General features: G+C 48.2%; 14 protein-coding genes. 10 read left to right on the top strand and 4 right to left on the bottom strand.

Going from position 1 to position 13,031, the window contains the following annotated elements; all coding sequences use genetic code 11:
- The 8 genes from PMI05_RS31850 to PMI05_RS24940 all read left to right on the top strand — a co-directional run.
- On the top strand, positions 1 to 117 hold a 117-nt coding region (locus PMI05_RS31850; protein ID WP_007727938.1), incomplete at its 5' end, for a DHHA1 domain-containing protein.
- Positions 118 to 227: 110 nt separating this feature from the next.
- Entirely contained in the window at positions 228 to 488 is a 261-nt protein-coding gene (locus tag PMI05_RS24970; protein ID WP_007727936.1) for an IreB family regulatory phosphoprotein, read from the top strand.
- Between the two features lie 9 nt (positions 489 to 497).
- Entirely contained in the window at positions 498 to 914 is a 417-nt protein-coding gene (ruvX, locus tag PMI05_RS24965; RefSeq protein ID WP_007727933.1) for a Holliday junction resolvase RuvX, read from the top strand.
- 5 nt (positions 915 to 919) lie between these two features.
- Positions 920 to 1,210 carry a DUF1292 domain-containing protein gene (locus PMI05_RS24960; RefSeq protein WP_007727932.1) on the top strand — a complete coding sequence of 97 codons (291 nt, stop codon included), beginning with the start codon at positions 920 to 922 and terminating at the stop codon, positions 1,208 to 1,210.
- Between the two features lie 147 nt (positions 1,211 to 1,357).
- Positions 1,358 to 2,458 (top strand): endolytic transglycosylase MltG, encoded by a 1,101-nt coding sequence (mltG, locus tag PMI05_RS24955; protein WP_007727931.1) that lies wholly within the window; start codon positions 1,358 to 1,360, stop codon positions 2,456 to 2,458.
- Between the two features lie 106 nt (positions 2,459 to 2,564).
- Positions 2,565 to 3,200, top strand: a complete 636-nt coding sequence (locus PMI05_RS24950) for an O-methyltransferase (RefSeq protein ID WP_007727930.1) — start codon at positions 2,565 to 2,567, stop codon at positions 3,198 to 3,200.
- Between the two features lie 51 nt (positions 3,201 to 3,251).
- Entirely contained in the window at positions 3,252 to 3,896 is a 645-nt protein-coding gene (gene udk / locus PMI05_RS24945) for a uridine kinase (protein WP_007727929.1), read from the top strand.
- Between the two features lie 106 nt (positions 3,897 to 4,002).
- The gene (locus tag PMI05_RS24940) at positions 4,003 to 5,829 is read left to right on the top strand and encodes a penicillin-binding protein 2 (RefSeq protein ID WP_007727928.1); all 1,827 of its coding nucleotides are present in this window, start codon (positions 4,003 to 4,005) and stop codon (positions 5,827 to 5,829) included.
- Here the strand turns inward: PMI05_RS24940 and PMI05_RS24935 are convergent.
- Positions 5,741 to 6,232: a Mov34/MPN/PAD-1 family protein gene (locus tag PMI05_RS24935; RefSeq protein ID WP_007727927.1), complete on the bottom strand. Its 492-nt coding sequence runs from the start codon at positions 6,230 to 6,232 to the stop codon at positions 5,741 to 5,743. The two genes, PMI05_RS24940 and PMI05_RS24935, sit on opposite strands and share 89 nt — an antisense overlap.
- A 216-nt stretch (positions 6,233 to 6,448) precedes the next feature.
- On the opposite strand from PMI05_RS24935, the gene PMI05_RS24930 reads away from it, so the two are divergent.
- Complete coding sequence (locus PMI05_RS24930) at positions 6,449 to 7,513, top strand: HD-GYP domain-containing protein (RefSeq protein ID WP_007727925.1); 1,065 nt, start codon at positions 6,449 to 6,451, stop codon at positions 7,511 to 7,513.
- Positions 7,514 to 7,703: 190 nt separating this feature from the next.
- Positions 7,704 to 8,270: a GNAT family N-acetyltransferase gene (locus tag PMI05_RS24925; RefSeq protein ID WP_007727924.1), complete on the top strand. Its 567-nt coding sequence runs from the start codon at positions 7,704 to 7,706 to the stop codon at positions 8,268 to 8,270.
- A 90-nt stretch (positions 8,271 to 8,360) separates the two neighbouring features.
- Here the strand turns inward: PMI05_RS24925 and PMI05_RS24920 are convergent, their stop codons facing one another.
- The 3 genes from PMI05_RS24920 to PMI05_RS24910 are packed head-to-tail and all read right to left on the bottom strand — an operon-like array spanning position 8,361 to position 12,921.
- On the bottom strand, positions 8,361 to 9,080 hold the full coding sequence (locus tag PMI05_RS24920) for a DUF1266 domain-containing protein (RefSeq protein ID WP_007727922.1): 720 nt from the start codon (positions 9,078 to 9,080) through the stop codon (positions 8,361 to 8,363).
- 20 nt (positions 9,081 to 9,100) lie between these two features.
- Complete coding sequence (locus tag PMI05_RS24915; protein WP_007727918.1) at positions 9,101 to 11,221, bottom strand: J domain-containing protein; 2,121 nt, start codon at positions 11,219 to 11,221, stop codon at positions 9,101 to 9,103.
- Positions 11,221 to 12,921 carry a molecular chaperone HscC gene (locus PMI05_RS24910; RefSeq protein WP_007727915.1) on the bottom strand — a complete coding sequence of 567 codons (1,701 nt, stop codon included), beginning with the start codon at positions 12,919 to 12,921 and terminating at the stop codon, positions 11,221 to 11,223. Before PMI05_RS24910 ends, PMI05_RS24915 begins: the two co-directional genes overlap by 1 nt.
- Positions 12,922 to 13,031 lie beyond the last annotated feature (110 nt).

The raw sequence follows: 13,031 nt of genomic DNA, 5'->3' as shown, positions 1-13,031 counted from the left end.
GGCGGCGGTGGTGGACGTCCTGATATGGCACAAGCCGGTGGTAAGGATCCATCCAAGCTGCAAGAAGCACTGGATGCAGTGGTTGACTTCGTGAAGAGTCAAGCAGTAGCGAAATAGTGCGATTGCACGAGAAATTTGTATAATCGACAGGAGTAAACGAAATCCGAGTCGAATACAAAAAAGAGTAGGTAATCAAAAGAGTCTCAAAGGAAATCGAGGTGTTGATTGTGAGTTCGTTGGATAATACCATGAAATTCACGGTGCCCAAGGAAGCGAATGCGGCGGATGTGCAAGAAACATTGACAGAGGTGTACAAAGCCCTGCAGGAAAAAGGATACAACCCGATCACCCAGATCGTAGGTTACTTGCTTTCTGGCGACCCGGCGTTTATCCCACGCCACAACAACGCGCGGAGCCTGATCGGGAAATTGGAACGGGACAAAATCATAGAAGAGTTGGTGACCGTTTACTTGTCAGAGCGCAAGTAGACCTTAACGATGACACGATTGATGGGGTTGGATGTAGGCGACAAGACGATTGGAGTGGCTGTCAGCGATGAGCTGGGATGGACTGCGCAAGGAGTAGAGACCATCAAGCGACAATCCAAGGAAAAGGATCTTGCCCGCCTGAGCGAATTAGTTTCGCAGTATCAAATTGGGGCTTTCGTCGTTGGTTTGCCCAAAAACATGAACGGAACCATAGGCCCGCGTGCTGAAATGTGTCAAGCATTTGGCAAGCTTTTGGAGGAACGCACGTCTCTTCCTGTCCACATGTGGGACGAACGCTTGACGACGATGGCGGCAGAGCGTATGCTGATTTCTGCTGATGTCAGCCGTCAAAAGCGAAAGACAGTGATAGATAAAATGGCGGCCATTTTAATCCTCCAAGGATATTTGGACGCGAAATCGAGGTGACCACAATGAGTGAAGAGATGATGGAAGAGTTCGAAGTGGGCGATGTGATCGCGCTAACGGAAGAAGGTACCGAGGAACCGCGCGATTTTCGTATCATGTACATTTTTGACATTGAAGACCGCAGCTATTTGGTGCTCGTACCAGTAGATCAGGAAGAGGAAGAAGAGTACGAGGTTCACTTCCTGCGTTATGATGGTACAGACATGCTCATGCCAATCGAAGATGATGAAGAGTGGGAGCAAGTAGAAGCTACCTTCGAAACTTTGATTGCTGATTTGGAGAAAGACGGAATTTAATAGATTCGTGAGAAAAGGGCCCGTAACTGGCGGGCTCTTTTTTTATGACTTTTTTCGCCAAAATCACCCATGAAGTGACAGTTGGATAAGCCTCTTGTATAATGGATGGGATGGAGATAAAGAGACCCTAAAGGGAGGATTTCTAGCTTGAAACCAATGTCAGCGAAGCCTGATTTTAACCCTGGCCGCCCTATGACGCATCGACGCAGACGCGGCGGACGAATTGTGATGTGGCTGGTTGCCTTATTGTTGTTGATCATTTTGGCTGCGGGGGGAGCAGCGTGGTACGTGTACCAGCAATTACAGCCGGTTGCAGGTGAACAGACGGTCAAAAACGTGGCGATTCCGTCCGGTTCATCCGTACAAAAAATCGGTCGATTACTGGAAGAACAAGGCCTGATCCGAAATGCCGATGTATTTAATTACTACGTGAAGTATAAAGGCGTGGCCGCTGATCTTAAGGCGGGAGAATACCAATTTACGACTGGCCAAGCCATTGACGAGATACTAACCGCTATGGTGGAAGGAAACACGGTGATCAATGCGAACCGATTTACGATCCCAGAAGGCTGGAATGTCGAACAGATCGCAGATCATCTCGAGAAAGAAGGCATTGTAGAGAAGGCGGCATTCTTAAAAGAAGTAAATGAAGGTGCATTCCCCGACTATCCTTTTGTCGCAGCCATTCCGAAGCACGCAGACCGAAAACACCGTCTGGAAGGGTATCTGTTCCCGGAAACGTATGAGGTGGACAAAGACGCTACGGCACATGATGTCGTTTCGCGTATGCTGGCTCAATTCCAAAAGGAATGGAAGCCAGAGTGGACAGAGCAGCTGAAGCAGCACGATTTAACACTGGATGAAGCGGTTAATCTCGCATCGATCGTTGAGCGTGAAGTAACAGTAGACAAGGAGCGTCCGCTTGTAGCAGGCGTGTACTACAATCGGATTCGCGATAAGTGGCCGTTACAGGCTGATGCTACGGTTCAATTTGTTCTCGGTAAACAACGAGACCGTCTGACCTTCGAGGACCTAAAAGTAAAAAGTCCGTACAACACGTACACAAATCCTGGATTGCCACCGGGGCCGATTGCAAGCCCAGGCAGAGCTTCGCTTGAAGCTGTCGTCATTCCGGCGAAACACGATTACTTTTTCTACGTGACGAAAAAAGACGGAACGTCCGAGCATTACTTTTCCAAAACACTGCAAGAGCATGAAGCAAATGATAAGAAAAGCAGAGGAAACTAACCAAGTTTCCTCTTTTTTTTTGCATGCGATCAACAGCGCTTGACGTAGCCAAGCTTTCTCAAGGTGTGCTATAATAATTCGGTTGTAACGAAAGAGGAGTGAAATCATGATTACCAATCCGGCAATTGACGACTACGTGTCAAGCCTGGTTCCCGAGCGTTCTCCGCTGCTCAAGCGACTGGAGCAGGAGGCGGCAGAGGAAAACATTCCGATTGTGCAGCTCCCGTCCGCTCAAGTCATGCGGATGTTGTTGTTGCTGCATCGTCCCAAAGCGATTCTTGAAGTGGGTACGGCAATTGGCTATTCCACCATTTGGCTTGCAGAAGCTGCACCGGAAGCGCGAATTGTCACGATGGACATAGATGAAGATCGATTGGTGAGAGCACGGGAAAATATAAAAGAAGCAGGATGTGCAGATCGTGTGGAAATACTCTCACGTGACGCCACTTTAGGGCTGCCGGAGTCGTATCAATTTGACTGCTTGTTTATCGATGCAGCCAAAGGTCAGTATCGAGTATTCCTCGATTTGTATCTACCGCTTCTTCGCGAAGGCGGTTTGGTAATCAGCGACAATGTCCTGTTCCGAGGACTGGTGGCGACCCCTGAAGAAGCGGGCAAGCGCCAGCGTCCGATGGTGGACAAGCTGCTTTCTTATAATTCACATCTGATGGAGCGTCCTGATTTAGAAACGACATTTATTCCGGTCGGAGATGGGTTGGCCATCAGCATGAAAAAGAAGTAAAAACATAGGGTCGTAAAGGTGTAAAGCATCATGAGGAAGGGGACATGAAGCATGGGTAACCCCGTATTGATTGGGGTAGCGGGAGGCAGTGGTTCTGGAAAAACGACTGTAGCAAAGGAGCTGTACCGCCAGTTCCAAAATGACAGTGTAACGATGATTGAGCAGGATTCCTACTACAAGGATCAAAGCCACTTGAGCCCAGAAGAGCGGGCGTTGACGAACTACGACCACCCCTTTGCTTTTGACAACGATTTGTTGCTTGCGCATTTGCAAGAGCTGATGCAAGGAAAAGCGATCCAAAAACCGATCTACGACTTCAAGGAGCATAACCGCAAGTCGGAGCAAATCCAGGTCGACCCGAAGGATGTCATCATTCTGGAAGGAATGCTGATTCTAGAGGATGAGCGGATTCGTGATTTGATGGATATCAAGGTATTCGTCGATACTGATGCGGACGTGCGTATTGTACGCCGAATCGTACGTGACATCGAAGAGCGCGGTCGTTCCCTCGATTCTGTAGTGTCACAGTACCTAAACGTCGTTCGACCGATGCATTTGCAGTTTATTGAGCCGACCAAGCGATATGCAGACGTCATCATCCCAGAGGGCGGCTACAACCGAGTAGCATTGGATCTGTTGTCCACGAAGATCAGCAATATTTTATTGGAGAAGCAACAATTCGCTAATCAATCATAAATACCTAAAAGTGCACCGTGACATACGGTGTGCTTTTTTCTTTGTTCGTTGTTTCTGTCGCGCACATTCCGGCAATACTGGTGAAAAAAGCCAGGGAGGGAATTCGATGCAGCTGGATCGACGAATCAAAAGACGTCACTTTCTTGTATTGCTGTCCATGTCGTTGTTATGGCTCGGTTTGGTCGCGCGCTTGTGGTGGATTCAACTCGGATCGCCCCATCGGTTTTCTCGGCATGGCGTTGATTTGGTAAAGGCATCAGTAAAGCAAAGACAGCAAAGCATCGTGCTGCATAGCGGGCGTGGCGATATCGTGGATCGAAATGGGTATGCCTTTACCGGAGAAGAGCATCTCGCCTTGATTTTGTTCCCATTGGCGCGTGGGAGCCTGCAAGGAACAGATGGCTTGCAGCGATTGGCTCACATAACCGGAGAATCCAAGGAACGGCTGTCGGAGACGATGGAAAAGGCAAAAGTACCGCTGCTCATGCGAGAGGAGTCCGGCAAGCTGGTGATGCTCACCGATCGGCAGGCTGAGGAAATCAATGCACTTGCCATCCCGGGAGTTGTGGCTTTGGCGGTGACAGAGCGATACCGCACGGATGAAGTAGCCAAGCATCTGATTGGTTTTATCCATAAAAATCCCGACATGGTGCAGAAGCTGTATCCAGATGAATGGACCAGCGGCAAAATGAATGCCGAGAGCACGCTGGGAGCATCGGGTCTGGAGCGAAGCTTTGACCGATTTTTACAGGGGGTAGAGCCGTCTGTCTTGTCCTATTATGTAGATGGGCACGGACAACCGCTCCGAGGGTTGGATATTCGCTATACAAAGCAGTCGAATCAATACTATCCGTTGTCATTAACGACTACCTTGGATGCAGCAATCCAGAGAAGCATGGAGGCAACAGCCGATCAAGTAGGGTTAAAAGAGGGCAGTATCGTCGTTTTGGACGTACAAACAGCCGATGTTCTTGCAGCTGTGAGCCGCCCTACCTATGATCAAACGAATGTCACGGGAAACGCAAGCGACTGGAAGAATCGCGTATTCAAACAACTCCCACCTGGTTCTGTCTATAAAACAGTGGTAGCAGCAGCAGCCTTGGCGGAAGGAATCGTTTCACCAATTGACCGTTTCACATGTACAGGTGAGTACGGGAAATACCAATTCTCCTGCTGGAAAAAAGAAGGTCACGGCAGTGTGACACTGGAAGAAGCGTATGCCCAGTCCTGTAACATTGCGATTGCCCATATCGCCAAGATGGTGGGCGGAGAAAAGCTGGAGGAATATGCAAAAAAGCTGGGCTTGACCACTCAAGTGGGGCACGTTACGCCTCATCTGTATAAACTGAAAAACTTCAAGCAGCTGGATGGTGAAGAGCCGGGTAGAGTCTTTGCAGAGGGAGTATCCCGCGACGATGAAGGCGTCCTGATTCAAAGCTCCATCGGTCAGCGGGATGTACGAATATCCCCCTTGCAAGCGGCCAACATGATGGTAACGATTTTGCGTGGCGGTCAAAGCTCTCAAGTAAGGCTGGTAAAAGAGATCGCATACCGAAATGGTCAGTCGTTCCACGCATTCCCAGAGCAGGAGCTCTCTTTGGACGGAATTGACTACGTCACTGCCAATAAATTGCGAAAAATGATGCGCAAAGTCGTCACTGAGGGAACAGGACAGATGCTCATGAATTCCGCTTGGCAGGTGGCAGGCAAAAGCGGGACTGCGCAAATCGGGGATGCGAATGGAAACAACCACCTGTGGTTTCTCGGGTACGCCCCGTTAGAAGAGCCGCGTTACGCCATTTGTGTCGTGGCAGAAAATCAGCCCAGCTGGGGAAAAAACCAGGCTATGGAGCTGTTTCACCGAGCTGTTGCTGAGCTTGCCGATCATACAGCTCAATCTTCCCAACCTCGCGAAGAGTATTTCCGAGGATGAATCCTCTTGCGTTAATTTGATTGTTTTTACCTAGTCCGACGATCAGCATGAGGGGAGAGGAGGACATGTACATGGATTGTGACGCTTTTGACCAAATGGTTCTCTTATCACCTTTGCTGGGAGATAGGCGTTTTACCGTATGACTATGCCAATCACCAATGTATTTCCATTGTCGATGTCTGCTTAATTTGCGGACGAGCTTATTGAGATGCGTGTCATCGAAAAAAATAGAATGTGGCTGGTGAATCGCATTTGGGCCTGGTTCACTTGCATACGTAACGACCCATCTATCCTCACCAAGTGGGTATCCCATCATAACCCCTCCTGTTTCCAGTGAGGGTTTTTTTCGTACGGCCTGCTCAATCTGTTTCCACGCTTTTGGTGTGATGTACAGCGTCGTCATGAGACGTTCGTCCCTCCTTGATAAAACCACTGACATTTGCTTGATATCATATGTATGCAAATTATGAAAGGTCCCGGCGTCCAGCAAAGTTATGAATTGTCGAAAAAAAGATTGTAACTCACCCTCTTCCTTTCTATAATTTGAGTAAAAGTGTGAGTTCAAAAAGTCGACTTTTTGAACAACCTCTAAAAGACGGAGACTGGAAAGGTTGATTGTATGCCTTTGGCACCTGTTGATCTCTCACTGATTGGACAAGTTTTAGCGGCTGATTTGTACACCGAACAAGGAATTTTGCTGCTGGGACAAAACACGACGATCACGCCTGCCCATGTGATTTTATTGCAAAAGCAACGAGTCCGTGAGGTTGACATTATACAGAGTCTGACGGAGGGAACGGGTGAGGAAGTGACTTCTCAACTATTCCAACTAGAGGCTGATTCCGAAACCGTTGCTGCTTATGTACAAGCTCTCGACAAAACGAGACTACTCTTCGATGAACTGACAGTTGGCGTAGCAACGAGTCTTGATCATTTTTCCAATATCTTTTTTGATGTAGCAGAAAAATCGACGAAGCATTTGGGGTTGTTCCGGAACCTGTACGTACTGGAAGGGGCAGACAGCTATACATACCGACATTCATTAAATGTAGGCATTCTCTGTTCGCTCATTGCTCGCTTGTTGAAATGGGATGAAGAGCGAGTCGCATTTATGGGGACAGCAGGATTTTTGCATGACATTGGAAAAATGAGGGTACCCAAGGAAATATTGCTTAAGCCAGGCAAGCTAAGTGAAGAAGAGTTTACGATCATGAAGAAGCATACCAACTACGGCTATGAAATGATCCGTGAGATGAAGGGTGGGTCTGAGCTGTTGGCATTGTGTGCCTTGCTGCATCACGAGCGACTTGACGGGTCTGGCTATCCGGAGCAAAGAAAAGGCGATAGCATTCCGATCGAATGTCAGGTGCTTGCCGTTGCCGACATGTTTGATGCGATCTGTTCTGATCGGGTGTACAAAGGGAGGACGTCCCCATTCGAGGCGGCACAGCTCCTGTGGAAGGAAGCCTGTAATGGAATATTGAACGTTGAGATCGTTGCACAGTTTGTGCGCTACATTGCCTTGCTGTACGTAGGTGCGAAGGCGAGGTTGAGTAGCGGGGAAGAAGTCGAAGTGATTCTAATTCATCAGGATGAACCGATGCGTCCGTTGGTACGAAGAATGGGTGAATTCCTCGATTTACGGCATGATCGCAAGCTGACGATTGAAAAAATGATTGGATAGGAACGTCGATGCGAAAAAGGTGAAACCGCTCTTGAGAAATGAGAGCGGTTACATTGTTGCTGATCTGTGAACGATCGTCGGGAAAGCTCGATCCGCTTGGCAGATTGTGACACAATGAAAGTGTGCATGATAGACAAAGAAACGAAAAGAGTCGTGTCGTGCGAATGCTCGAAATGCAAGGAGGAAACACATGATACGCAAAGCGGAACCTACAGATGCAGCTTTTGCTGCGCCATTGATTTATGATGCCATTGGAGATATCGCGCATACGCTGACAGGTGCAACGGAGGCAGCGGATGCGATTCGTATGATGGAAGAGTTTTTTGTGAAGGAAAATAACCGACTCAGCTACGAAAACGCGGTGATTGCCCTGGATGGAGATGTACCGGTAGGACTGGCGCTCTTTTATCATGGGAGCCAAACAGAGGTGCTCGATCGCCCCTTCGTTGAGCATGTCCAACGTTTGACTGGCGAGACAATTACGCTTGTAAAAGAAGCAAAGGATGACGAATTTTATTTGGATTCTGTCGCGGTTGATTCCTCATGCAGAGGGAAGGGGATCGGATCTCTTCTGCTGGATGCCTTTGAAAAAGAAGCGATTCAGCGCGGGCATGACCGAATCGCTTTGCTCGTTGACGAGGAAAAACCACGTGCGCGCAAGCTGTATGAATCGCTCGGCTATCGTGAGGATGGGACAGTGATCGTAAGCGGGCATAAATTGAGCCATATGGTGAAGGCCCTATCGGAAAAGGCATAAGAGATCTCTATCGAGGCTAGATACAAGAACAAAAAACGTTTCCAGTTGGACATAGCGCAAAAAGTCCGAGGGAAACGTTTTTTCGTACGCTTAGCTGCTAAAAGAAGGCACGCTTTCTACTTGAGGTGAGGACAGGTAAGGTGTGAGATCAAACTTCCAGTCAAATTCACGGATCGGGCTGTACTTACCCGTCAGGAGCTTCAAAATATGAGCTTCGGTCGCTTTACTCGTATTTTTGGACGCGCCTGCTTCGTCGTATAGATTGCCGCATGCATACGCAAATAAATACTCTTCCCAGCTCGAATAAGCGAGTTGGATTCGCTTGGCTACGTCCAGCATGCTTTCTACGGCATCTGCCTTGGGGAGATAGGACTGCTGGGCTCCTGCTTTGCAAATAATGAGATACCAAGCGTAATCAAAGGCGGCAATGCCTGCATGTGGGAGTCTGTTCATGTACGAGTACACGATCAACTGCCGGGCTGACTCCAGGTCGCCTTTTTTTAAGGATGCGAGGTAGTTGGGACGATTGGCAGCGCTGAGTGCGGATAATACGTGGCGATGCTGATCAAACTCAGCTCTTCGCCCATGTTCCAAAAACCAAGTTAAGCGCTCTTGCGTTTTCGCAGCATCTCCCGTGTCCCATCTGTTATCAATTCGAAGCCGCAGAAACGTATCGCGCAGGCGGTTGTATTCGTGGATTGCCAAATAATACGCGAGCCGCTTCTGATTTAAGCAAACAGAGGAGAGAGCATGCAAGTAGCGACTTAACTTTGGGTCGATCTCTTTTTCGTTTTCTGCTTCTTTTGTCATGGAAGTCCTCCCTGCCTCCTTTAGTGGAATGTCAATGCTTTGCGAGTTTTGGGAATCTCACGAATGATGCGGATGTAATACAACATGGAAATTATCGCGAGAATGCCCATAAGCCATGATCCCGTCCAACCTTTTTCTTCCAAGTCAGGCTTGGCATTGATATACGTATCGGTCACGAGAACTGCATTGTGCGGATGCTTGCGTTTGTCCAAAGCATTCACAATGACAGGCAACATCTCACCATCCGGTATCGCCTTGAGCGTTCCTCGCATCGTAATGGAATGTTTGTCATGAATTTCTTTGGCATGGTCGTAGTCCGTAATGACAATGATCGCTTTTTTATCCAGATAGCCCACATTTACATAACCGGTGTCAGAGTTTAATAGATCTCGCTCTTCGGCTTTGGCAGATGGAATGAACTCGGCTTTTGGCTCGAGATGCTTCTCTTTGTCATAGACGCGGAGCATATTGATATAGGAGGCTTTGGTCAATGTAAATTCCACCTGGTAGCCAAGCGGAGTTTGTTTTAACTCGTCCATCGTCTTAACTTGGACAGGCTTAAATTGATTGACCAAGGAATCAAACATCTGCTCCGAAGTCATCTCCAGCTTCATGGATACGACAGCAAACATAGCGTAATGGAGCAGAAGGAGAAAAATAATCGTCCAAATGTTACGTCTCGTGTAAATGGCAAAAAATTGCTTGAACCTTGATAACTTGCCAGGAAGCCCGAGTGCGCGTAAGTTTTTTCTCCTAGCGGCTTTGGCTTGCTTGTTTGCAGTTGGTTCGGTCATCTTGTTAAACGGAGACTGTATTTGCGTCAGGCATATCTTCACGTCGATATCGGAGGGATTATGCGAAAGCATCTCCTGAAAAACCTCTTGAGCCTTCTCCCATTCCCCTAGCTGAAGATAGCCTTTCCCCAGCAAGCTACGAGCGTCCCACAGTTCCGGCATGCGAGTGAGGATTTCCTCGCAATCTTTGATCGCATCGGCGGCATCCCCTTTTTCAAGGAAAAGCCGGGCACGATACAAATACGCATCGATGTTATCTGGATCAAGACGTAACAATTGATCAAAGGTATGAAAGGCACGATTCTTATTTCCGGTTCGCAAAAAATATTCGCCCTGTAAACGGATCAAATCGGGGTCAAGCGCGTACAGGGCATGGGCTTTTGCCAAATAACTCTGAGCCGTTTCCCAATCATTTTCCATGAGGGCAAATAACGCATCGCTGCGCCATTCTAGAAACGCTTCAATATCCAAATCCTCACGATTCTCAAAAGAGTGGTAACGCAGCGTGAAGGTCTGATTGAGCTGGCCGTTCAGGTAAGCGACAAAACGTCCAGAGAGCTGGCTTACGAGCTTTTCCGATTTCTCCCGCCATTGAAAATGAGAATCGAGCAGCTTCCACACCTCATGAGGCAAGTGATAGTGTTCTTCTAAAAAGTGGAGAAATTGCGTATCGATGAGTTGATGGCAGCCGATATTCCACATGGCCTCGTCATTCAGCAACTCACGCCAGTTGTCAAGCTGGATTCGTTCGTGATAGTTATCGTACAGCTCTTGCGTACGGCGGAAAAAACGCTCCACCATATCATCGGGGTTCATGGAGCGTTCGGAATGATCGTAGCTCTCCGTGAAATCGTACCTCTTGGGAATGGGGATTTCTTCTTGAGAGACAACTTCTTGCGTTGTTTCCTCTAGAAACCTATCAAACAGTGTGAGTCGCTGCGGTGGATCGTAGTTAGGCGGCTCTTCTTCTACAGGTTCAGAATGCAACAGCTCGTAAAGACGTCTTGGCGGCTGGAGGTGAATTGCCTCTTCTTCGGAATCGGTATTCGCCATCTCATAGCGCTGCCGTGGTGGCTGAAGGGGAACCGATTCTTCTTCCGATTCATGATTCTCGCCTTCATCCAGTTGTCTCGTCTGTCTTCTTTCCGGTAGGGGCGTTTCTTCGCACATACGATTCCGCTTGGTATTACGTGTGTACTTCAGAGCGAGGTCATACGCCTCTCGCAATCGCTGAAAGCCTTCAGGATCAACTTCTGGATTGTGCACCTTCAATTTTTTGGCATAAGCCTTTTTTATCTGGGCAGGATTGTCCGTCGGTTCAATCCCGAGAATCTCCCAAATCCCCATTAATACTCATTCCACCCTTCAAACATGTCCAGCTGCTGCTTCAATTCTTCTGCTGCTTTGGCGATGTCTCTTTCATTTTGGGTGGAGAGGACACTTTCGAACCGGCGTAAATAATTCGCAATGATCATGCGGTTTTCGCCCAACGCTTCCTCATACATACGCTCGCCTTTTGCCAGAAGCAATCGATTTTCGGTTCGCTCTCTGGGGTGGATCTTAATGTTTTGAAGAGCTTGAAAACGCTCCTCAATTTCCTTTTGTGATAGGCTGCCCGGATTTTTTTCGATGACGGCCTTGCTTTTGACTCCTGTAGAGACGACAGTCACTTCGACTTCCAGAATCCCGTTGATGTCATATGTATAACGAACATCGATAGATTCCTCGCCCTTTTTAGCAGGGGGAACTTTTACATTCAATTCGCCAAGCTTGAGGTTATGTTCGACGCGTCGGCTTTCCCCTTGATACACGTCAACGAGAATGGAGCGTTGATAATCGACTACGGTGTATAGCCGTTCTACCCGGCTGACCGGGATTGGCGTATTGCGCTCGATGATCGGAAAGAAGTAGCCGTCCTCGTGTTTGCCGTTTGCCATGGTTTGTACAATACCCGTACCGAGTGTGTATGGGCAAACATCGGTCAAAACAAGCTCGTTTAACGCCTCGTTGCGTTCCTTGAGTGCTGCTTGAATCGCTGTTCCCAATGCAACAGCCTCATCGGGATTAATATGGGAATAGGGCAGTCTCCCAAATATTTTGCTTACGATGGATTTGATAAGCGGCATCCGCGTCGCACCGCCAATAAGCACGATTGCGTCCAGTTCCCGAGGGGAGATGGATGCGTCTCGCAAAGCACGCTCGATCGGCTGACGCAGTCGTTGCAGCAGCGGAAACGCGAGATCTTCCAGCTGATTCCGGCTGAGGGTCGTTTCAACCAGCTCTCCCTGTATATTGACACTCATTTTTCCTTCTTGCTCGGAAAACAAGGCGCGCTTGCACAACTCAGCTTGTTTGTGGATGGACGAACGCGTTTTGCTGTCCAGCGTGCTGATATCGAGTCGATGGGCTTCTATAAAATAAGAGGCAATCAGATCGGTAAAGTCTTCGCCGCCCAAAAAGTTGTCTCCAGCGATTGATTTTACTTCCATCACACCTTCGAACATTTCCAAAATAGAAACGTCAAACGTTCCGCCACCTAAATCGAATACGAGGAATTGTGTTTCGCTTTCCTCCTGATGGAGCCCATAAGAGATCGCAGCGGCAGTCGGTTCGCTGATCAAACGCTCTACTTTCAGTCCAGCAAGCTCTGCTGCTCGTTTGGTTGCTTTGCGTTGGGTGTCGTTGAAATAGGCAGGCACACTGATAACCGCTTCGTGAACGGGGTGCCCTAAATGAGCCTCAGCGTCCGCCTTCAAAGATTTAATCACAAAGGAGGAAAGGTCTTCGGCAGAAAGGGAGTATCTTCCCAGTTGGTACCTTTTTTCTGTCCCCATAAACCGTTTGAAGGTAGAAGCAGTCCGATCAGGGTGAGTTATGAGGCGCTCTCTGGCGATTTTTCCAATCAAAATTTCGCCGTTTTCATCGACGCTGACCACAGAAGGAGTCAGTGTTTCTCCGAGCGCGTTTGGAATGAGCACGGGTCCATTCTCAGTCCAGTAGGCCACCAGACTGTTCGTCGTGCCCAAATCAATTCCAATGGTGGTCATCAGCTAGGTCCTCATTTCCGTGTTTTTTCTACTAATATCGGTAAAAGCAGAGACTTTATATATAATTTTACCATGAAAAAAATGGATATAATTGGTGCTTTAGTAGGATA

The organism is Brevibacillus sp. BC25, assembly GCF_000282075.1.
Lineage (GTDB): Bacteria > Bacillota > Bacilli > Brevibacillales > Brevibacillaceae > Brevibacillus.
The sequence above is the reverse complement of the archived record's forward strand: the minus strand, read 5'-3'. Positions and strand labels throughout refer to the sequence as shown.

Excerpts from the sequence above, each read along its gene's own strand:
- ruvX (WP_007727933.1), top strand. The coding sequence starts at position 498 with ATGACACGATTGATGGGGTTGGATGTAGGCGACAAGACGATTGGAGTG.
- PMI05_RS24960 (WP_007727932.1), top strand. The coding sequence starts at position 920 with ATGAGTGAAGAGATGATGGAAGAGTTCGAAGTGGGCGATGTGATCGCG.
- PMI05_RS24950 (WP_007727930.1), top strand. The coding sequence starts at position 2,565 with ATGATTACCAATCCGGCAATTGACGACTACGTGTCAAGCCTGGTTCCC.
- udk (WP_007727929.1), top strand. The coding sequence starts at position 3,252 with ATGGGTAACCCCGTATTGATTGGGGTAGCGGGAGGCAGTGGTTCTGGA.
- PMI05_RS24940 (WP_007727928.1), top strand. The coding sequence starts at position 4,003 with ATGCAGCTGGATCGACGAATCAAAAGACGTCACTTTCTTGTATTGCTG.
- PMI05_RS24935 (WP_007727927.1), bottom strand. The coding sequence starts at position 6,232 with ATGACGACGCTGTACATCACACCAAAAGCGTGGAAACAGATTGAGCAG.
- PMI05_RS24930 (WP_007727925.1), top strand. The coding sequence starts at position 6,449 with ATGCCTTTGGCACCTGTTGATCTCTCACTGATTGGACAAGTTTTAGCG.
- PMI05_RS24925 (WP_007727924.1), top strand. The coding sequence starts at position 7,704 with ATGATACGCAAAGCGGAACCTACAGATGCAGCTTTTGCTGCGCCATTG.
- PMI05_RS24920 (WP_007727922.1), bottom strand. The coding sequence starts at position 9,080 with ATGACAAAAGAAGCAGAAAACGAAAAAGAGATCGACCCAAAGTTAAGT.
- PMI05_RS24915 (WP_007727918.1), bottom strand. The coding sequence starts at position 11,221 with ATGGGGATTTGGGAGATTCTCGGGATTGAACCGACGGACAATCCTGCC.
- PMI05_RS24910 (WP_007727915.1), bottom strand. The coding sequence starts at position 12,921 with ATGACCACCATTGGAATTGATTTGGGCACGACGAACAGTCTGGTGGCC.